This window comes from Microbispora sp. KK1-11, assembly GCF_006874435.1.
GTDB classification, from domain to species: Bacteria; Actinomycetota; Actinomycetes; order Streptosporangiales; family Streptosporangiaceae; genus Microbispora; species Microbispora catharanthi.
This window is the reverse complement of record NZ_VIRJ01000008.1, coordinates 186509-206267: the sequence shown is the minus strand read 5'-3', so window position 1 is coordinate 206267 and position 19759 is coordinate 186509. Positions and strand designations below refer to the sequence as shown.

General features: G+C 71.9%; 19 protein-coding genes. 5 read left to right on the top strand and 14 right to left on the bottom strand.

All coding sequences use genetic code 11. The annotated features are described in order from the left end of the window. Positions 1 to 5: 5 nt before the first annotated feature. From FLW16_RS14720 to FLW16_RS14680, 10 genes are all read right to left on the bottom strand, one after another. Positions 6 to 509, bottom strand: coding sequence for an FHA domain-containing protein (locus FLW16_RS14720; protein WP_079313913.1), 504 nt, complete (start codon positions 507 to 509; stop codon positions 6 to 8). 385 nt (positions 510 to 894) lie between these two features. Then, positions 895 to 3399 (bottom strand): mannose-1-phosphate guanyltransferase, encoded by a 2505-nt coding sequence (locus tag FLW16_RS14715; protein WP_142560568.1) that lies wholly within the window; start codon positions 3397 to 3399, stop codon positions 895 to 897. Positions 3400 to 3402: 3 nt separating this feature from the next. Then, entirely contained in the window at positions 3403 to 3969 is a 567-nt protein-coding gene (locus tag FLW16_RS14710) for a CDP-alcohol phosphatidyltransferase family protein (RefSeq protein ID WP_142560567.1), read from the bottom strand. 10 nt (positions 3970 to 3979) lie between these two features. After that, complete coding sequence (locus tag FLW16_RS14705; RefSeq protein WP_142560566.1) at positions 3980 to 6157, bottom strand: peptidase domain-containing ABC transporter; 2178 nt, start codon at positions 6155 to 6157, stop codon at positions 3980 to 3982. Beyond that, positions 6154 to 6330, bottom strand: a complete 177-nt coding sequence (locus FLW16_RS43675; RefSeq protein ID WP_185949418.1) for a hypothetical protein — start codon at positions 6328 to 6330, stop codon at positions 6154 to 6156. Before FLW16_RS43675 ends, FLW16_RS14705 begins: the two co-directional genes overlap by 4 nt. Then, positions 6327 to 7298, bottom strand: a complete 972-nt coding sequence (locus FLW16_RS14700) for a TIGR04500 family putative peptide maturation system protein (RefSeq protein ID WP_142560565.1) — start codon at positions 7296 to 7298, stop codon at positions 6327 to 6329. The genes FLW16_RS43675 and FLW16_RS14700 overlap by 4 nt, the downstream gene beginning before the upstream one ends. After that, positions 7288 to 8295: an MvdC/MvdD family ATP grasp protein gene (locus FLW16_RS14695; protein ID WP_142560564.1), complete on the bottom strand. Its 1008-nt coding sequence runs from the start codon at positions 8293 to 8295 to the stop codon at positions 7288 to 7290. Before FLW16_RS14695 ends, FLW16_RS14700 begins: the two co-directional genes overlap by 11 nt. Before the next feature lie 82 nt (positions 8296 to 8377). Then, positions 8378 to 8530 (bottom strand): putative ATP-grasp target RiPP, encoded by a 153-nt coding sequence (locus FLW16_RS14690; RefSeq protein WP_142560563.1) that lies wholly within the window; start codon positions 8528 to 8530, stop codon positions 8378 to 8380. Positions 8531 to 8669: 139 nt separating this feature from the next. Further along, entirely contained in the window at positions 8670 to 9347 is a 678-nt protein-coding gene (locus FLW16_RS14685) for a response regulator transcription factor (RefSeq protein WP_142560562.1), read from the bottom strand. Then, the gene (locus FLW16_RS14680; RefSeq protein ID WP_142560561.1) at positions 9344 to 11041 is read right to left on the bottom strand and encodes a sensor histidine kinase; all 1698 of its coding nucleotides are present in this window, start codon (positions 11039 to 11041) and stop codon (positions 9344 to 9346) included. Before FLW16_RS14680 ends, FLW16_RS14685 begins: the two co-directional genes overlap by 4 nt. 172 nt (positions 11042 to 11213) lie before the next feature. Here FLW16_RS14680 and FLW16_RS14675 point away from each other — a divergent pair, with 172 nt between their 5' ends. The 3 genes from FLW16_RS14675 (at position 11214) to FLW16_RS14665 (ending at position 13522) form a co-directional block, all read left to right on the top strand. After that, complete coding sequence (locus FLW16_RS14675; RefSeq protein ID WP_142560560.1) at positions 11214 to 11804, top strand: class I SAM-dependent methyltransferase; 591 nt, start codon at positions 11214 to 11216, stop codon at positions 11802 to 11804. A 38-nt stretch (positions 11805 to 11842) separates the two neighbouring features. Then, positions 11843 to 13024, top strand: a complete 1182-nt coding sequence (locus tag FLW16_RS14670) for an acyl-CoA dehydrogenase family protein (RefSeq protein ID WP_142560559.1) — start codon at positions 11843 to 11845, stop codon at positions 13022 to 13024. 75 nt (positions 13025 to 13099) lie between these two features. Continuing rightward, entirely contained in the window at positions 13100 to 13522 is a 423-nt protein-coding gene (locus FLW16_RS14665; RefSeq protein ID WP_142560558.1) for an SRPBCC family protein, read from the top strand. 9 nt (positions 13523 to 13531) lie between these two features. Here the strand turns inward: FLW16_RS14665 and FLW16_RS14660 are convergent, their stop codons facing one another. From FLW16_RS14660 to FLW16_RS14650, 3 genes are all read right to left on the bottom strand, one after another. Next, entirely contained in the window at positions 13532 to 14323 is a 792-nt protein-coding gene (locus tag FLW16_RS14660) for an enoyl-CoA hydratase/isomerase family protein (protein WP_142560557.1), read from the bottom strand. Further along, positions 14320 to 15249, bottom strand: coding sequence for an alpha/beta hydrolase (locus tag FLW16_RS14655; protein ID WP_142560556.1), 930 nt, complete (start codon positions 15247 to 15249; stop codon positions 14320 to 14322). Before FLW16_RS14655 ends, FLW16_RS14660 begins: the two co-directional genes overlap by 4 nt. Before the next feature lie 116 nt (positions 15250 to 15365). Next, positions 15366 to 16064, bottom strand: coding sequence for a gamma-glutamyl-gamma-aminobutyrate hydrolase family protein (locus FLW16_RS14650; protein ID WP_142560555.1), 699 nt, complete (start codon positions 16062 to 16064; stop codon positions 15366 to 15368). Positions 16065 to 16358: 294 nt separating this feature from the next. Here FLW16_RS14650 and FLW16_RS14645 point away from each other — a divergent pair, with 294 nt between their 5' ends. Together FLW16_RS14645 and FLW16_RS14640 are read left to right on the top strand one after the other, a co-directional pair. Further along, positions 16359 to 17543, top strand: a complete 1185-nt coding sequence (locus FLW16_RS14645) for a globin domain-containing protein (protein WP_142560554.1) — start codon at positions 16359 to 16361, stop codon at positions 17541 to 17543. A gap of 80 nt (positions 17544 to 17623) precedes the next feature. Next, positions 17624 to 18700, top strand: coding sequence for an exo-alpha-sialidase (locus FLW16_RS14640; protein WP_142560553.1), 1077 nt, complete (start codon positions 17624 to 17626; stop codon positions 18698 to 18700). Between the two features lie 105 nt (positions 18701 to 18805). On the opposite strand, the gene thyX is transcribed toward FLW16_RS14640, so the two are convergent. Next, the gene (gene thyX, locus FLW16_RS14635; protein ID WP_142560552.1) at positions 18806 to 19588 is read right to left on the bottom strand and encodes an FAD-dependent thymidylate synthase; all 783 of its coding nucleotides are present in this window, start codon (positions 19586 to 19588) and stop codon (positions 18806 to 18808) included. Positions 19589 to 19759: the final 171 nt, after the last annotated feature.

The window sequence follows — 19759 nt, the reverse complement described above, 5'->3', positions numbered from 1 at the left end:
ACCGATCACAGCCCTCCGGGACCACGCGTGAGGAACACCAGCCGGAACTTGCCGATCTGCACCTCGTCGCCGCCCTGCAACGGGGACTCCTCGATGCGCTCCCGGTTGACGTAGGTGCCGTTGAGGCTGCCCACGTCACGCACGGTGAACTGGCCGCCGCGCCGGTAGAACTCCACGTGCCTCCTGGACACGGTCACATCGTCCAGGAAAATGTCGCTTTCCGGGTGGCGACCCGCCGTAGTGAGGTCGCTGTCGAGCAGAAATCGGCTCCCCGCGTTCGGGCCCCGCATGACCACCAGGAGAGCCGTGCCCGGCGGCAACTGCTCGACCGCGGCCCTGTCCGGCAGAAGCGTCTGGCCCGTCTCCGCCTCAAGCGCCTCGAGTGAGATCGTCGAGGTCGTGTCGGCTGCGACGGGCGCCGGAGCGCTCAGCGGCGAACCGCATCGTGAACAGAAACGGGCATCCTCGGGGTTGGCATGACCGCACTGCGTGCAGTAGACGCTGGGCATCGAACGGCTCGGCCTCTCTCACGACTTGCTCTAGGACTAGCTCAAACTGCGAATGCCGCAACTTACGCTGATCAGGCACAAAGGTCAAGACCGCGGCTGGGCGTGGACTGACCAACGCTACAGCCAGCGGAGGTTCAAGGTCCATCCCGCCACACAGTGTTCATTGGCCTCGCCTCCGGCACGGCGGCTCGGGGCGCCTTCAGGCGGCGTCGTCGTGCCGGAGGCGCGCCATGAGCACAGCCCTCGTCGCGTCCTCGCTCGTTCCTCGCTCCGGGCGCTCCTCAGTCCAGTCGCGGCCGCGCCCCTCGCGTGACGGTTGCGCGCCGTAAACCTCGCAATGGGATAGCCGCTTCGCGGGGCGGTTGCGCGCCGTGTCGAAGGGATATCAGTGGGCGCCGGCGGCCTGTTCGACGACGTGGGCCCAGCGTTCCAGGAGGGCCTGGGCGGTGTCCATGTCGTGGCCCTCGGCCCACAAATGGGTGACGGCCTCGGCGGGGTCGGGCAGGACGAGGGCCCAGCTTCCGTCGTCCTCCACGACGCGGACGCCGTCGGTGGTGTCCAGGCGGTGGCCCTCGGCCGCCTCGACGACCGAGCGCATCACGGCCCCCTTGTGCGCCCAGGGCGTGGGAACGGTCCGCTTGAGGAGCTTGGCCTCCGGGATGCGGGCGTCGATCTGGCTGAGCGACAGCCGGGTGCGCGCGACCAGGCCGAGCAGGCGCAGGAACACCGCCAGGCCGTCCACGGTGGGCGCGAACTCCGGGACGATGAAGCCGCCCTTCCCGTCGCCGGCGAAGATCGTGTCGGGGTGCCGGGCCGCCCGCGTCAGCGTGTCGAGGCTCGTGGCCGTCCAGTCGACCTGCACGCCGTGGAAGCGGCACACCATCTCCGCCACCCGGGTCGTGGTTACCGGCAGGGCCACCCGGCCGCCCCGGCGCTCGGCCGCCACCAGGTCGAGCACGACGAGCAGCGCCCGCTCCTCGCTGATCAGCTGGCCCATCTCGTCCACCAGGGAGACCCGTTCCCCCACCGGGTCGAACCGTACGCCGAAGGCGGCCCGCGCCGAGGCCACCAGCTCCGCCAGGCGCTGCAGATCGCGGCGGCGCTCGGCGAGTGTCTCGGTCGGCGAGGCGTCGTCCAGGCGGTTGTTCACGGTGAGCACGTCGACCCCGGCCCGGCCCAGCAGGCTCGGCAGCACGAGCGAGGAGGTGCCGCCCGCGCAGTCGACCACGACCTTCATCTCGGTGTCCTTCACCCCGGACATGTCGATGCAGGCCAGCAACTCCCGTGCGTACGTGTCGACGGCACGGGCGGGGAAGGTCAGCTCCGCGATCTCGCCGGGGAAGGCGCGCCGGTACTCCTGCCGGGAGAAGACCCGCTCCAGCTTGCGCTGGGCCGCCTGGGACAGGTCGGCCCCGGTCTCGTCCATGAACACGATGTCGACGCTCTGGGGGTCGCCCGCCGTGGTGCGCAGGGCGATGCCGCCTCTGACGTTCTCCCGTGAGGTGTTGAACCTGGCGACCGGCAGGGCGGCGGCCTCCAGGTCGACCACGTTGATCGCGCTGGAGTTCAGCGCGCTGATCACCGCCCGCTTGAGCGCCCGCGCCGCGCGCGAGGCGTCGCGGGAGGTGACGACCGTGTCGCCCTTGCGCAGCGTCGTGGCGTACGCGCTGGCCAGCCGTACGCACAGCTCCGGGGTGATCTCGACGTTGACCAGGCCGGAGACCCCGCGGGGACCGAACAGGCTGCGCTGGCCGCGCGACTCCCAGATGACGCTGGTGTTGACGACCGTGCCCGCCTCGATCGTCTTGAACGGGTAGATCTTCACCCCGGAGGAGACGTACGCCTCGGCCTCGATGACGCACTCGTCGCCGACGACGGCGTTCTCCTCGATCCTGGCGCCGGTCATCACGTCGGTGTTCTTGCCGATCACGCAGCCGCGCAGGTGGGCGGCCGGGCCGACGTACACGTTGTCGCTGACCACGGCGCGGTGGAGGAAGGCGCCCTCCTTGACGACGGCGTTGCTGCCGAGCACGGTGTATTCCCGCAGTTCGGCGCCGGCCTCGACCTTGGCGTAGTCGCCGATGTAGAGGGGGCCCTTGAGCACGGCCTCGGGGTCCACCGAGGCGCCCTCGGCGGCCCACACGCCGGGTGCCAGCTCGAACGCGTCGAAGTCGACCTTGACCTTGCCCTCCAGCACGTCGGCCTGGGCCTTGAGGTAGCTCTCGTGCGTGCCGACGTCCTCCCAGTAGCCCTCGGCCACGTAGCCGAACAGCCGGCAGCCGCGTTCGAGCATCTCGGGGAAGATGTCGGACGACCAGTCGACCGACTGGCCGGGGGCGATCTCGTCGAGGACCGACGGCTCCATGATGTAGATGCCGGTGTTGACCGTGTCGGAGAACACCTGGCCCCAGGTGGGCTTCTCCAGGAAACGCTGGATGCGGCCGCTGTCGTCCACGATGATGATCCCGAACTCCAGCGGGTTGGGCACGCGCTTGAGCCCGATGGTGACCAGCGCCCGGTTCTCGCGGTGGAAGCGGAGCATGTCGGTCAGGTCGATGTCGGTGAGCGCGTCGCCGGAGATGACCAGGAAGCGGTCGTCGCGGAGCTTGTCGGCGGCGTTCTTCACGCTGCCGGCCGTCCCGAGGGGGACCTCCTCGGTGGCGTAGTGGAGGGTCATGCCCAGCTCGTCGCCGTCGCCGAAGTAGTTGCGGATCAGCGCGGCCAGGAACTGCACGGTCACCACGGTCTCGGTGAACCCGTGCCGCTTGAGCAGCCGGAGCACGTGTTCCATGATCGGCCGGTTGATGATGGGGAGCAGGGGCTTGGGCTGGTTCGCGGTCATCGGCCGCAGCCGTGTCCCCTCCCCGCCCGCCATGACGACGGCCTTCACGGGTCACCCCTTCGTTAGCTGGCGCACCTGTACGACATACAACACCCCCGCCCACCAATACAGACCAGTTCCCCAGATGGCGAAGGCCCATCCGAAGATCGCGGCAATCTCGGCGTACCACCCCTCGTGGGAGGCGAGGAACAGCAGCGGGAACGCGTACATCAGGGCGGCGGTGCCGGCCTTGCCGAGGAAGTGGACGGGCAGCGCCGGGCCGTACCCGTGCCGCCGCAGCACGGGCGGCACCCACAGCAGCAGCACGTCGCGCAGCGGCACCGCGAGCGCCAGCCACCAGGGGACCGCGCCCCGCAGCACCAGGCCGATCAAAGTGGCGAGGATGTAGAGCCGGTCGGCGAGCGGGTCGATGAGCCGGCCCAGTTTGCTGATCTGGTTCCAGGCGCGGGCGAGCTTGCCGTCGAGCCAGTCGCTGAAGCCGGCCAGCGCCAGCAGCGCGATGGCCCATCCGTCGGCGTGGGGACCCAGCACGAGCCAGAGGAAGACGGGGACGCCGAGCAGCCGCAGGGCGCTCAGCAGGTTGGGCACCGTCCAGATCCGGTCCTCGGCAGCGTTCACGCCCCAGACCCTACATGCCGTTCTCCCGGTCGCTCCGGGCAGGAGCTACGGCCTGGGTGGAGGCCGTCTGCGCGGCGACGAGCCGGGTGTAGCGCCCGCCCAGGGCCAGCAGCTCCTCGTGGGTGCCCCGCTCCACCACCATGCCCCGCTCGACGACCAGGATGAGGTCGGCGTCCCGCACCGTGCTCAGCCGGTGCGCGATCACGATGCGGGTCTGCGTCAGGCGGGACAGCCGCGCCTCGATGCCGGCCTCGGTCGCGCTGTCCAGGTTGCTGGTCGCCTCGTCGAGCAGCAGCACCTTGGGGCGGGGCAGCAGCGCGCGGGCCAGGGCGAGGCGCTGGCGCTGACCACCCGACAGGCCGCCGCCCTCGACCAGGATCGTCTCGTAGCCCATCGGCATCGCCATGATCTCGTCGTGCAGTCCCGCGAGCCGGGCCGCCTCGGCGATCCGGTCCATGCCGGCCTCGGGGAAGTTGAGCGCGATGTTCTCCCGGATCGTCCCGGTGAACAGCGACGGCTCCTGGGTGACCACACCGAACTGGCGGCGCAGCGATCGCGGGTTGAGCTCCGCCGCGGGAACGCCGTCGTACCGGATCTCCCCGGCCGTCGGCCGGTACAGGGCGAGCAGGAGGCGGGCGAGCGTGCTCTTGCCCGACCCCGAGGGACCGACCAGCGCGACCTTCTGCCCCGGCCGTACGACCAGTGAGACGTCGCGCAGCGTCCACGAGCCGCGCGGGTCGTGGCGGAAACCCACCCCGCGCAGCTCGATGCCTCCGCGCAGCCGCAGCACCTCGATCCCGGTGGACGGCTCGGGCTCGGAGGCGAGGATGTCCGACAGCCGGTCGAAGTGCGCCCCGGCCTGCTGAAGGCTGCGCAGGCTGGTCATCAGCGAGCCGATCGGGGTGAGCGCGGCGGTGGCCAGGGCGTTCAGCGCGAGCAGCGTCCCGAGGCTCAGCGACCCGTCGAGCACCCGCCACGCGCCGACCCACAGCAGCCCCAGCGGCGCGAGATAGCGCACCGCCCCGAGCACCGCCTCGATGAGCGCCCGGACGAGCCCTCCCCGCACGTCGGCGTCGAGTTGCTGGGCGAACAGGTCCGACCAGCGCTGCATCGCCCGCGGCTCGGCCCCGGACGCCTTGAGCGTCTCGATGCCGCCGACGGCCTCCATCAGCCGGCCCTGCGTGACGGCGAGAGCGGCCAGCTCACGCCTGGTCAGGTCGCCCACCCGGCGGGCGGTGCCGAGCAGGAGGGCGGCCTGCCCTGCGGCGAGCAGCACGAGGAAGCCGCCGAAGACCGGGTCCCGGGCGAAGACGAGCAGGAGGTAGACCAGGGCGAGCGGCCCGTCGAGCAACGACGAGAGAATCTGCCCGGTCAGCGTCTCGCGCAGGGCGATGACGCTGTTCGACCGGTTCACCAGGTCTCCCTTGCCGCGCACCGCGAAGTACCGGTACGGCAGTGCGACAAGGTGCGACACCAGGTTCCGCGTCACCTCGCCGTCGGTGCGCGAGCGGAGCGCGACGAGCAGCACCGAACGCAGGTAGCTCACCGCGAACTGGGTGACCACGGCGACCAGCACGGCCACGCCGAGGAGCGCGAGAAGCCCGGAGTCCCCGCGTGGGAGGATCCGGTCGACGACGATCTGGAACGCCGTCGCGAGCCCCAGGCCGAGCACCTGGAGCAGCACTGAGGCCGCGAGCACCTGGGCGAGCAGGCCCTTCCTGCGGAACACCAGGGTGCGCAGGAAGTCGCGCCGCCACGCCCGCGCGGCGCTGGACCGCACACGGCGGAACCCCGGCTCCGGCTCGAACGCCAGCAGCACGCCGGTGAAGCCGGCGTCGAACTCGGCGGGCGTGAGCCGCCTGCGTCCCCGGCCCGGGTCCACGATGTCCACGTGGTCGGGCGTCCACCGCTCCACCACCACGAAGTGCTGGAACTCCCAGTGGACGATCGCGGGCATGGGCACCCGCCCGAGGTCGGCCGGCTCCAGCGAGAACGCCTTGGCGTTCAGGCCGAACTCCCGCGCGGCGCGGACGACGGCCAGCGCGCTCAGGCCGTCCCTGCCCACCTGGAGGTGGTCGGTGACCTCCTGCACGGTGGTGCGGTGGCCGTGGAAGGACAAGATCATGGCCAGGCAGGCCGCGCCGCACTCGGTCGCCGAGTTCTGCAGGAAGACCGGGACCCGTCTCACCCGCCACCCCTCAGGACCAGAGCGGTGAGGACGGCCAGCCCCGAGGTGAGCACCGCGACCGCGCACCAGAGCAGGACGAGCGCACGGTTGCCGACCTCCTTGACGGCGGCCGGGGCGGACGGCGGGGCGGCATGGCGGCGCAGCGCCTCGGCGCGGAAGATCTGCCTGTTCACAGCGTGCCGGTCCGCGCCGTGGTTCCCCAGAACCATTCGATCTTCGCGGCCCGGCGGCGTTCGTCGATCCACAGGTCGAAGACCCGTCGTTCGACGCGGCGGCGCGTGTCCGCGTCGAGCTCGGCGCCGGCCACGGAGATCACCTTGAGCAGGACGTCCGGGGCGGGCGAGACGACGTCACCGGGGCGGGCAGTGCCGATCTCGCCCGCGGGCACGTCCTCGACGACCAACCGGGCGCCACGCGTCCGCTCCGCCAGCGCGAAGAAGGAGGCTCCGGCGTCGATCTCGGCCGCCGCCCGCCGGGCCGCCTCGGAGTCGGGGAAGGTGAGGCGGGCGACCCGGGCCGTGCCGAACTCCTCCCGGTGCTCCTCGAAGTACGGCTCGACCCGTCCCGCCGTCACCCGCTCGCGGACGCGGGCGGCGGCCACCTCTCCCGCGACCAGCTCCTGGAGGTCCACCACGGTGAGGGAGCGGCGGTCCATCCACTCGCGCATCCGTTCCGCGGTGAGCAGTCCCCGGGCGCGCCGGAACGCGTCCACCGCCTCCTGGATCTCGTCGTCGGAGAGCTCGACCGGCGCCTCCTCCATCTCGGCCTGCACGAGGGCGGCGGCGACGATCCGGTCCACCAGCCGGGCCTCGTCCCACAGGAAGTCGAGCCAGGCGACCGCGTCGACCACCTTGACCCCGACTCCGTCGATCCGCAGCAGCAGCATCTCGCCGGCCCGCTGCACGCCCCGCAGGGGCCAGGGCAGGGCGCGGTCGGGGCACCAGGACAGCGACACGGTCCCCTCCCCCGGCCGTTTGATCAGAAGGTCGTAGTGGAGCGAGTCGTCGTAGTCCTCCCGCTGCCACAGCAGCCGGAAGCGCACGCCGGGGTGGCGCTCCCGCAACTCCCGCAGGCGCTCCTGGGCCTCGGACGGGTCGACCCCGTCCAGGCCGCGGAGGGTTTCAAGGGCGTCAGGCACCATGCGCGGTCTCCTCTCCGACCGTGCCGTACATCAACAGGTCACACAACGCCGCGCCGATCGGCAGGCCCGTGGCCTTCTCGATCCAGAGCCACTGGCCACTGGGGTTGACTTCGAGGAAGACGTAACGCCCGTCGGGGGTCAGGATGAGATCGATCGCTCCGTAGCGCAGGCCGAGCCGCCGCACGATCCGCACGCAGCGCTCGGTCACCTCCGGCGGCAGCTCGTGCACCTCATGGCGGGTGCCGCCCGGGTCGTAGCGGCGCCAGTCGAGCCTCGTGTGATTGCTCTCCTGCGAGTGGATCTCCGCCGCGAAGACGGCCCGCCCCACGACGGTCACCCGCAGTTCGACCCGCTTGGGCACGTACTCCTGGATGACGACCGGGCCGAACCTGATCGCATCCGCGTACGCCACATCGCGGGTGGACACCGGTTCCGACATCCTGGCCACGCCCTCCCCGTCGGCGCGGGAGCTCGTGGGAGCGCCCAGGGGCTTGGCGATGATGCGGCCCTGGTGCCGGTTGTAGAAGTCCAGGAACTCGTCGGGGTCGTTGGTGATCAGCGTGTCCGGCAGCTCGAATCCGAGACGACCGGCCAGGGCCAGCTGTGACGACTTGCGCTGGGCCAGCCGCACCCGTTCCCTGGGCGCGGGGACCATGCGGCAGTCGAGCTGCTCCCACAGGTCCCCTGCGAACATCGCGCACTCCTGCTCCATGTGGGCACGTGCCACCGGGTCGGTGATCTCGGGATGCGCGACGGGAGCCTGCGGACGGCGGAACCACACCGCCGTCAGACGGTCGAGGTCGACGTCCGCCGTCTCCGTGCGCAGCCGCCGCCGCACCCGCCCGTCGCGGTGGTAAACCGCGTCGAGCACCGCGCGGACCGGATAGCCGGCCGGGTCGAAGACGACCGCCTTCGCCCCCCGCGCGGCCAGCAGACGGGCCACATGCTCCGCGTGGGAGTCTCCGTCGACCGTGAGGATGAGTATCTCGCCGGACATCTCTCGTTCTTCCTTGTCTGGCTTCCTGAACGGGCGCGGGGCGCCGGAAGGGCGCCCCGCGCGGTCACGCAGAAGCGGTCGCTCAGAAGTCGAGGTCCTTGGCGTCGACGGTGCCGTCCGGGGTCATGACCTGGCTCGACCATTCGAACTTCCGGCCGCCGTTGACCAGACGGAGGTCTCCCTCGTCGAGCTCCGGCCCGGCCGCCGCGATGTCGTCAATCCTGATCTTGGGCATTGTGATCCCTCCCACCGTCCGGGGACGGCGCGGTTTCTGATGTGAAGGCGCCCGATCGGGCGCCGGACACAGACGCTAGGAGGGCCTTCTTGGCGTCCACTTTGAACGATCTAGGCATCGGCTGAACGGCCGCTTATGGTCAGGGGTCGCTCCGGGCAGGAGCAACGGGGTTGAACCCGGTGTCGACCAGGCCGAACCGGTGCGCCATCACCGCCGCCTGGGTCCGGTTGCGCAGCCCGAGCTTGTCGATGAGCGCGGCGACATGACTTTTGACCGTCGTGACCCCCACGTGCAGCCGATCGGCGATCTCGGCGTTGGACAGACCGACCCCGACCAGGGTGAGCACCTGCGCCTCACGCTCGGTGAGGCCCGGCGGAAGCGGCATCGCCTGCCGCTCGGCCGCCAGGGCCCGTTCGACGACGCGCCGCAGCACCGACGGCGCGAGCGGAGGCTCGCCCGTCGCGGCCCGCCGTACCGACTCGACCATCCGGGCGGGCGGGTCGTCCTTCACCAGGAACCCGAGCGCGCCCGCGCCCAGCGCGGCGTAGAGGTTCTCGTCCTCGGAGAACGTGGTGAGCACGACGATCCGGGCGGACGGCTGGGCGGCGAGGATCCTGCGGGTGGCCTCCAGTCCGTCGACGCGCGGCATCCGCAGGTCCATCAGCACCACGTCGGGACGGTGCCGCTCGGCCAGCCGTACGGCCTCGGCCCCGTCGGCGGCCTCCCCGCACACCTCCATGTCGCCGGCCGCCTCCAGCATCATCCGGACGCCCGCCCGCACCAGGGCCTGGTCGTCGGCGACCACGACGCGGATCACGCGAACCTCCCCGCCATGCGGCGGCACTCCGACCGGTTCTCCCCCGGCACCGGCAGCGAGGCGGTCAGCCGCCAGCCGCCGTTCCCGGCCGGGCCCGCGGTGACGTGCCCGCCGAAGGCGCGGGCCCGCTCCCGCATGCCCGCGATGCCCTGGCCGTGGGACGGCAGCACGTCCGGGGGACGGGACGTGCCGGGGCCGTTGCGCACCTCGACCGTGAGCGCGTCCGGGCGCATCGCCACATGGACCTCCGCGCGGGCCCCCGGCCCGGCGTGCTTGAGCACGTTCGTCAGCCCCTCCTGGACGATCCTCGCCGCCGACGCCCGCACCACCAGCGGGGCCCGTTCCACCTCGGGCGCGAGACGCAGATCCACGCGCAGGCCGGCCGCCGACATCCGGGAGACGGCGTCGCGCAGCACGTCGCCGGGGTCGGCCAGCATGTTCGCGAGCATGAGGTCGGAGCCCAGTGCCTCGTCCGGGTCGCGCAGCACGGCCAGCAGGCCGCGCAGGTCCTCCAGCACGCGGTGGCCGGTGTCCCTGATGTCGGCCAGCGCCTCGGCGGCCGGGCCGTCGGCTCCCGCGTACTGCGCCGCGCTCGCCCGCAGCACCATCGCCCCCACGTGGTGGGCCACGATGTCGTGGACCTCGCGGGCGATCCGCTCCCGCTCGGCGAGCCGGCCGGCCCTGTCCCGCTCGGCGGCCAGTTCGGCGGCGTGCCTGGTCTGGGCCTGCCGCACGCCGACGTACCGGCCGATCGCCACGGGCGCGGTCACCATCATCATCAGCGCCAGCACCCGGAACGGGGTGACGTCGGCGGGGTCGTCCACGATCACGATCGCGGAGACCGAGCAGGTCAGGGCGTACGCCGCGGCGACCCAGGGCCAGGCGGCGCGGGTCGCGAACACGCCGAGTGCCACAAGGGCGAGCAGTTGCAGGCTGTTGCCGGTCCTCGGGACGTACTGGTCGGCCACGACCAGCACGAGGCTCTCCAGCAGCAGCACCGCGCCGGGCAGGTGCCGCACGACACCCAGCGCGAGCCCCGCGAGCATCACCCCGAGCGCGACCGCCCACACGGGCGGCTCGCCGCTGTGCCAGTAGGGCCAGGTGGTCAGCACCGACAGCGCCACCCCGCCGCCGGCGAGCAGCAGGTCGAGCAGCGGCGCGGGGTCCTCCTTGCGGCGCCCCTCCTGACCGCGCAGGTAGCGGCCGATCAGCACCGGGGCCGCGATCAGTCCGACGGAGTAGAACCAGGTGTTGCTCGTGAGGGCGATGCCGGGGTCGGCAAGGTTCACCGCGGTCGCGGCGGAGGCCAGCACGGCCGCCGGCGCCGTCCAGCCCCAGCCGCGCGACCTGGCCAGCACGCCCACCGAGATCGGCAGCAGGACCTGCAGGGTGTTGACGGTGAACGCGCCGATCTGGTCGCACACCACCAGCAGCACGGACAGATAGACGGCCACAGGCCCCGGCCATCGGCGCACCAGGCCCATCGGCAGCCCGGCCAGCAGGGCGAACCCCATCCCCACCCACGCCGGGGCCGGGCCGCTCCCCCCGCTCCAGGAGCCGGCGCTGACGAGCACGTCGAGCCCGGTCCCGCCCACCGCCAGGCCGATGTCGAGTGCCGTGCCGCGCGAGAGCGCGAAGGGCCTGCCAGTGAAGGGACGCTGAGGGACGAACCGGCGCGTCGAGGGCCACCGCATGAGGGAACGCTACCGCCCGCCCGTGCGGAGGCCCGTCCTCCGTTGGGAGGACGCTTCTCCTCCTTCTGGCCGCTTCCGCCCGCCGAGGGGCCGTACGCGGTGATCCACTTGGCCGCCAGGTCGGTCCGGACGGCGGGCGGCCCGGGCGGTCGCGCGGCCCTAGCGTCGCCGCATGGCGAACGAAACAGCGGTCTTCTTCGGGCAGTTCCTGCGCTCCCCCGCCGTGACCGGGGCGGTCGCGCCCAGCTCACGGCGGTTGTCGGAGGCGGTGTGCGTACCGGTGCCGGAGCGCGGCGACCCCGTCGTGGTCGAGCTGGGGCCGGGCACCGGCCCCTTCACCGCCGAGATCCAGCGCCGCATCGGCGGGCGGGGGCGGCACCTGGCGGTCGAGATCAATCCACGGCTGGCCGGCCACCTCGGCGCCCGCTACCCGGGGGTGGAGCTCGTGGTCGACAACGCCGCGCGGCTGCCCGAGCTCCTCGCCGGTCGGGGCGTGGACGCCGCCGACGTGATCGTGAGCGGGCTGCCCTGGGCGGCGTTTCCCCCCGCCCACCAGGCGGACCTGCTGCGGGCCGTGGTCGCCTCGCTCGCGCCGGGGGGCGCGTTCACGACGTTCTCCTACGTCCACGCCCGCGCCCTGCCCGCGGCCCTGCGGTTCCGCCGCAGGCTGGGCGAGGCGTTCGAGGAGGTGGTGGCGGGGCGCACGGTGTGGCGGAACCTGCCGCCCGCCTTCGTCTACCACGCGCGCCGCCCCCGCCGGTGATCTCGCAGCCCGCCGAATGCCGTTCTAGAGTGGCGGGCATGGACTTCACGCTGCCGGAGAGCGCGCAGGCGGTGCGCCGGGGCATCGCGGACATCTGCTCGCGGTACGACATGGACTACTGGCAGCGCTGCGAATCGGACAAGCGCTGGCCCGAGGAGGTGTGGGCCGAGCTCGCCAAGGGCGGCTGGCTCGGCCTGGCCGTGCCCGAGGAGTACGGCGGAGCCGGACAGGGCCTGCTGGAGCTGGCCGTGGCCACCGAGACCCTGTCGGCCTCCGGCTCCGCCGGCGGCTCGGCGTTCATGTACGTGCTGACGCCGGGGTTCGGGGCGCTCACGCTGGCCAGGCACGGCTCGGCGGAGCAGAAGGCCGCGCTGCTCCCGAAGCTGGCCACGGGAGAGATCGAGACCTGCTTCGCGCTGACCGAGCCCGACGCCGGGTCCAACTCCCTGGCGATCTCGACCTTCGCCCGAAGGGACGGCGACGACTTCGTCGTCAACGGCCAGAAGATCTGGATCACCGGGGTCCAGCGGGCCGCCTGGATGCTGCTCGTCACCCGGACGATCCCGGCGGCGCAGGCCAGGCCGCGCAGCGACGGGCTGACAGTGTTCCTGGTGAACGTGCCGGAGGCGGTGGCGGCGGGGCGGCTGTCCTACCGGCCGATCCCCAAGATGGGCGCGAACACCACGCCGTCCAACATGGTCTTCATCGACGACCTGCGGCTGCCCGCCTCCAGCGTGCTCGGCGAGGTGGACCGGGGGGCGGCCGTGCTGTGGGACGTGCTGAACCCCGAGCGGATCCTGCTGGCGGCCAGTGCCCTCGGCGGGGCCGAGGTGGCACTGCGGGTGGGCGTGGACTACGCGAAGCAGCGGGAGGTCTTCGGCCGGCCCATCGGGGCCAACCAGGCCATCGCGTTCCCGCTTGCGCAGGTCAAGGCCAAGATCGAGCTGGCCAGGCTGATGCTGTACAAGGCGGCCTGGTCGTTCGACAACCGCCTGCCCTGCGGCACGGAGGCCAACATCGCCAAGCTGACGGCCTCGCAGGCCGCGTGGGAGGCCGCCGACGCCGCGTTCCAGACCCACGGAGGCATGGCGTACTCGCTGGAGTACCCCGTCGCACGCCTGCTGGCCGACGCCAGGATCGGCCGGATCGCGCCGGTCACCGAGGAACTGCTGCTCAACTACCTGGCCACCCAGGTGCTCGGCCTGCCCAGGAGCTTCTGACCGCTCCGATCACTTCCGGCCGCTTGCGCGCCGCCCCCGGGGGGCACTTACTTGAGGCAGCGGAAGGAGTCACACATGCGCGGTCCGTACGCCAGCACGGTGATCAACGCGGACGCCGGGGACGTCTGGGCGTTTCTGCGCGAGTTCGGCAACCTCCACGAGTGGCTGCCGGGCGTGTCCACCTGTGAGATCGAGGACGGCGCACCGCTCGCCCCGGGGGTCGTGCGGCGGGTCGAGGGGGCGGGCGGGGTGTTCCGCGAGCGGCTGCTGACCCTCGACGACGAGGAGCGCACGCTGACGTACACCGCCATTGAGTCCCCGCTGCCCATGCGCGACTATCGCGCGACGTGCCGGGTCGCCCCGGTGACCGACTCCGGGCAGGCGTTCGTGGAGTGGTACGCGAGCTTCGAGGCCGACGACCCGGAGAAGATCGCCAAGATCCTCACCCGGGGCGTCTTCGTCCCCGGCCTGGAGTCGCTCCGCAAGCGCTTCTCCTAGCGTGCCTCCTCACAGCTCCGGCCGGAACCGGGGCGGACGCTTGTCCCGCAGGGCCAGCACGCCCTCGGCGGCGTCGGGGCCGGTGAAGCCGAGGAACTCCATGGCCAGCGAGGCGTCGAACGACGGCCCGGCCATGCGCAGCCAGTTGTTCAGCGCGTACTTGGTCAGCCGGATCGCCTCGGCCGACCCGGCGGCCAGCCGTGTCGCGATGTCCAGCGCCCTGTCGTGGACCTGGTCGTCGTCGACGCACAGGCTCACCAGGCCCATCGCCTCGGCCTGCTCGCCGGTGACCGGCTCGCACAGCAGCAGGTGATACTTCGCCTTGGCCATCCCGCACAGGAGCGGCCAGATGATCGCCGCGTGGTCGCCCGCCGCGACGCCCAGCCGGGTGTGGCCGTCGATGATGCGGGCCGTCCGCCCGGCCACCGAGATGTCGGCCAGCAGCGCGACGGCCAACCCCGCCCCCACCGCCGGGCCCTGGATCGCCGAGACGACAGGCTTCGAGCAGTTGAGCACGTTGTAGACGATGTCACGGGCCTCGGCGAAGACCTCCAGGCGCGTGGCGTGGTCGCGGATCATCTCCTCGATCATCGACAGGTCGCCGCCCGCCGAGAACGCCTCGCCCTCCCCGCGCACGATCACCGCCCTGACGTCGTCGTCGCGGTCCACGTCGCGCCAGATCTCGGCCAGCTCGCGGTGACCGGTGCGGTCCACGGCGTTGCGCCGGGAGGGCTCGCTGATCACGACGCGCAGGACGCCGTCGGCCGCCCAGCCGACCTTCAGCTTCTCGTACTCCCTCATGACGCCACTCCCAGGGCTTCCCTGATCCTGGCGGCGAGGAAGTCGCGGCCCTCCAGCGCCTGGTCGAAGAACCCGGGCAGGCCGAGGAAGCCGTGCAGCGCGCCCTCGAAGCAGCGGTGCTCCACGGGGACGCCCGCCTCGGCGAGCGCCCGCGCGTAGGCAGCGCCCTCGTCGCACAGCGGGTCGCACTCCGCCGTGATCACCGTCGCGGGCGCCAGGCCCGACTTGTCCGGCAGGTGGATCGGCGCGAGACGGGGGTCGCGAGGGTCGGCGCCACCGGCGTACTGCTCGATGAACCACCTCATCTCCGCCGCGTCGAGCCCGAACCCCTTCCCGTACGTCCGGTAGCTGGTCGTGTCGGCCGCGACGTCGATGACCGGGCAGATCAGCGCCTGGTGGGCGAGGCCGAGCCCGGCGTCCCTGGCCAGCCAGGCCGCCACCGCCGCGAGGTTGCCGCCGGCGCTGTCGCCGACGACCGCCACCCTGCGCGCGTCCACGCCGTAGAAGGCGGGGCGGGCGTGCACGTCGCGGACCACGCCGAAGGCGTCCTCGGCGGCCGCGGGGAACGGGTGCTCGGGCGCGAGGCGGTAGTCCACCGAGACGACGACCGCTCCGGTCCTGTGGGCGAAGTCGCGGCCAAGGGCGTCGTTGCGCTCGACGCTGCCGAAGACCCAGCCGCCGCCGTGGAAGTAGACGAGCACCGGCAGCGGATGCTCGCCCGGCTCCGGGCGGTAGATCCGGACCGGCACCCCGGCCGCCGTCTCGTCCCTGACCACCGGCAGGTCGATCCTGGGGCCGCGCTGCTCCACCATCCCGTCAAGGGACCGCATCTGGGCGATCTGCTCACGGGTGAGGGAGGCGATCTCCACGCCGAGATCCGAGGGGAACAGCTTGAGATAGGCCTCCGCCTGGGGATGCAACGCCATGCCCCGCACAGTAACAGCGCCCGCCGACACAACCGCCGAGGCGGCCGCGGCGCGCTCTCCCGGCGGACCGGCCGTCCACGCCGTCCGCGCCGCCGCCGCGACACGGTCCGTGCGGGTCAGGGGCGGGCCGCGTCCACCAGGGCCTCGACCAGGCGGTTGTCCGCGCCGCGCTCGGGGTGCCACTGGACGCCGACGGCGAACCGGTGCCCCTGGAGTTCGACGGCCTCGACGATCTGGTCGTCCGCCCACGCCACCGCGATCAGGCCGGTGCCGAGCCGCCGGACGGCCCGGCGGTGCGCTCCGGTCACCTCCGCGCGGTCGCCCACGGCCTTGCCGACCGTGCTCGACACGCTGACGGTGACCACGTGCGCGGCCGTCTCGTGGCGATCGTGGCCGACGGCTTCCGGCAACGATGTGATCAGCGTGCCGCCCTGGGCGACGTTGAGCACGTGCATGCCGCGCGAGATCGCCAGCAGCGGCACCTCCGCCTCCACCGCCGCCTGCGCCAGCGCGGTCTCGAACCGGTCGCGCTGGGGCTGCGGCCCGCCGAGCCCGTCGTCGTCCGGCTCCCCCGCCGGGACCTCGCCGTACAGCGCCGGATCGACCTCCACGCCCCCGGCGAGGATGACCGCGTCCAGGCGTCGCACGTAGTCGCCGGCGGACACGGGGCTCAACGGCGGCAGCAGGACGGGCGCGCCGCCCGCCTTCTCCACCGCCCGCGCGTACGCCTGGGGTGAGACCGCCGCCTCACGGACCCACGTGCCCCAGCGCGCGGCCTCGAGATAGGTGGTGATGCCGACGATGGGACGCGCCATGGCCATCTCCTGGGGGTGTGCGATCAGGCAGGCCCATCATGGCGCAGATCGTTTCCTTTTTGTCAGTTTTCACATCAGTCACACGAGTCACAGCGGCGGCATCACGATAAATAACGAAGTGTTCACAGTAGGTTGCCTTGCGGGGAATCGGTTGTGACGCCCGAGAGCGAGTGGAACACTCCCCGTTGAGCGATCGGTCGAGCCGGGGCCGCCGGCGCTCGTCACCCGGAGCCGTCAGGGAGGTGGATCGACAGACCGGAGCACGCTTCCGGTCCCTAGGGTGGGACACAACTGATGCCGCTGAATCCACGCCTCGTCAAGGAGAGCTTCTCGGTCGTCGAGCCCGTCGCCGGGAAGGCCGCGGGGTACTTCTACGGACGACTGTTCACGCAGTGCCCGCACATGCGGGGAATGTTCCCGCCGGCCATGGAGGTGCAGCGCGACCGGCTCTTCAACGCGCTCACGAGGGTCGTCTGGATGCTCGACAGCCCCGAGGGGCTGGCGTCCTATCTCGCCCAGCTCGGGCGGGACCATCGCAAGTACGGCGTGTCCCCCGAGCACTACAGAGCCGTGGGAAGCGCACTTCTCGCCACGATCAGGCACTTCGCCGCCGAGATCTGGACCGACGAGATCGAGGCCGCCTGGACCGAGGCGTACGCCATGGCGGCGAAGATCATGATCGACGCCGCCACCGCCGAGACGGCGCCCCCCTGGTGGCTGGCGGAGGTGATCGACCACGAGCCGCGCACCCGGGACATCGCGGTGCTCACGCTGCGGCCGTCGCAGCACATGGACTTCGTCCCCGGGCAGTACGTCACGGTCCAGACGGCCAGATGGCCACGGGTGTGGCGGCGGTTCTCCATCGCCAACGCGCCCCGGACGGACGGCACGCTCCGCCTGCACGTCCGCGCCGTGCCGGGCGGCTGGGTGAGCACGGCACTGGTCCGCCACACCCGAATCGGCGACCAGCTCCTGCTCGGCCCGCCGGTGGGCACGATGACGCCGCCCGAGTCCGACCGCGACCTCCTCTGCGTCGCCGGCGGCACCGGCCTCGCACCGCTCAAGGCCGTCATCGAGCACGTCATCGCCTCCGGCGACCGCCCGAACATCCACCTGCTGTTCGGCGTCCGACGCGCGTGCGATCTGTACGACATGCCGGACCTGGCGAGGATGGAGTCCGGCTTCCCCTGGCTGCGGGTCGTGCCGGTGGTCTCCGACGACCCGGCCTACGACGGGATGCGCGGCCGGCTCCCCGACGTGGTGGAGAGGTTCCACTCCTGGGCCGACCACGAGGCGTACGTCTGCGGGCCGGCCCCGATGGTGAACGAGACCGTACGGCGCCTGCAGATCTCGGGGGTGCCGCTCGCGCGGATCCACCGCGACCCGATACAGAGCGACACAAGGCAAAGCGACTCAGCGCGGAGCGGCACAGTGCAGAGCGGCACAGTGCAGAGCGGCACAGTGCGGAGCGAGGCTTGACCGGAACGGCGGGCGACGTGGACGCTTTCCTGGCAGGATTCGAATCGAAAACATAATCGAAATCGGCACAGGGAGGACATATGACCGCACTGCTCGCGATCGGTACTCGCAAAGGATTGTTCCTCGCGCGCTCCTCGGACGGCGGCTCGTTCGAGGTCGAGCCCGTGCGGTTCTCCACGATCGGGATCCACTCGGTCGCGATCGACACCCGCGGGAGCACGCCCCGCATCCTCGCCGGCATCGAGTACGGCCACTTCGGCCCGTCGGTGATGTGGTCCGACGACCTCGGCGAGACCTGGGAGGAGGCGGCGACCCCGCCGGTGGCCTTCCCCGAGCGCACCGGGGCCGCGCTGGCCCGGGTCTGGCAGCTCCAGCCGTCGCCGTCCGAGCCGGACGTGGTCTGGGCGGGCGCCGAGCCCGCCGCGCTGTTCCGGTCGGAGGACCGCGGGACCACCTACACCATGGTCGACGGCCTGTGGGACCACCCCACCCGGCCCCAGTGGCAGCCCGGCGGCGGCGGCCTGTGCCTCCACACCGTGATCCCCCACCCCTCCGACCCGCGGCGCATCGGGGTCGCCGCCTCCGCCGTGGGGTTCTTCCGCAGCGACGACGCGGGGGCCACCTGGCGGCCGTCCAACAAGAACATCCGCGCGCCATTCCTTCCCGAGGGCGCGCAGTATCCCGAGTTCGGCCAGTGCGTGCACAAGGTGGCGCAGCATCCCGCGGCGCCCGAGCGGCTCTACCTGCAGCACCACTTCGGGGTCTACCGGTCCGACGACTTCGGCGACTCCTGGACCGAGATCGGGTCCGGCCTGCCCTCCGACTTCGGGTTCCCGATCGCGGTCGACCCGCACGACCCGGACAGGCTGTACGTCCTGCCGCTGCACGGTGACGTCGACCGCACGCCGCTCGGCCACCGATACCAGGTGTTCCGCAGCGACGACGCCGGGGCCACCTGGCAGGGACACTCCGCCGGACTGCCCGAGGGCCCGGTGCACGCCTCGGTGCTCAGGGACGCGATGTCCGCCGGACCCGCAGGGGTGTTCTTCGGCACCCGGGACGGCGAGGTGTACGGCTCGGCCGACGCGGGCGAGACCTGGTCGCTGATCGCCCGTCACCTGCCCGACGTGCTGTGCGTGCGGGCGGCCGTCCTCTGACCCGCCGCTGACCCGCCGCGCGCGGGCCCCGCGGCGCCCTTCCGGGCGACCGCGGGGCCGCGGCTCAAGAACAACCCGGCGGATCAGACCTCAGTGCTCAGTGGCTCAGACCTTGCGGTAGCCGGGAACCCAGGCGCCGTCCTCGACGACGTAGTCGCCGAACAGGGCCGGGGCCTCCTCCCGCATGATCTCCCCGATGCGGTTGAAGACGAGGCGGATCTCCTCCTCGGCTCCCGCGGCCGTACGGGCCTCGATCGTGTGCCGCAGGGTGCGCACGTTGGCCGTCCAGACCAGGCCGGTCCCGACGCCCTCGGGCGCGAAGCGGCGCATGAACGAGGTGCGGTGCTTCTTCTCCGCGAACGGCACGCCGTCCTCGTCCAGCCCGAAGTGGGCCGCCATCCAGTTCTGGAACTCCTCCATCCGGTCGAGCATCTCGGTCGCCCGCTTCATCAGCTCGGCGTCCTCGCGCGCCCACTCGGGGAACCAGAACGGGATGTCGTTCAGCCGGACGAACCGCAGCGACTCCTGCGAGATCGCCACCCCGGGCCGGTGCCGTACCAGCTCGTGGGTGAGCACCCGCGAGACGTTGTGCAGCACGAAGCTGAAGCTGAGGTGCTCCAGGACGCTGCCGTGCGCGCTGGCCAGGATGTTGCGCAGGTACGCCTCCTGGTCGGTGCGCACCCTCGTGACGTTCGGGTTCAGGCCCGGCTCGAACGACCGGTAGCACAGCCGTCCGGCGAACTCGGCGAGGTTCTGGGCGTCGAACTCGCCCCGCTCCAGCCGCTCAAGCCAGCTCTCCCCGCCGATCTCGTGGAGGTAGCGGGACAGCTCGTCGTAGTCGACAGACGGTTTGGCGACGAGGAAGACCTCGGGCTCGACGCTGCGCATTCACATTCCCCGTGAAGTGGTGCCGATGGGTGACCGTCCAAGCAAACCAGTTCGGCCTCACGATCGCGACCCGGCCCCCACCACATGACCCACAGCAAGCGACGGCAGCCCAGCCATCCGGGCATGACCGTCCGCTATCGCTGACATACTCAGCGTATGCGCGCCCCCAAA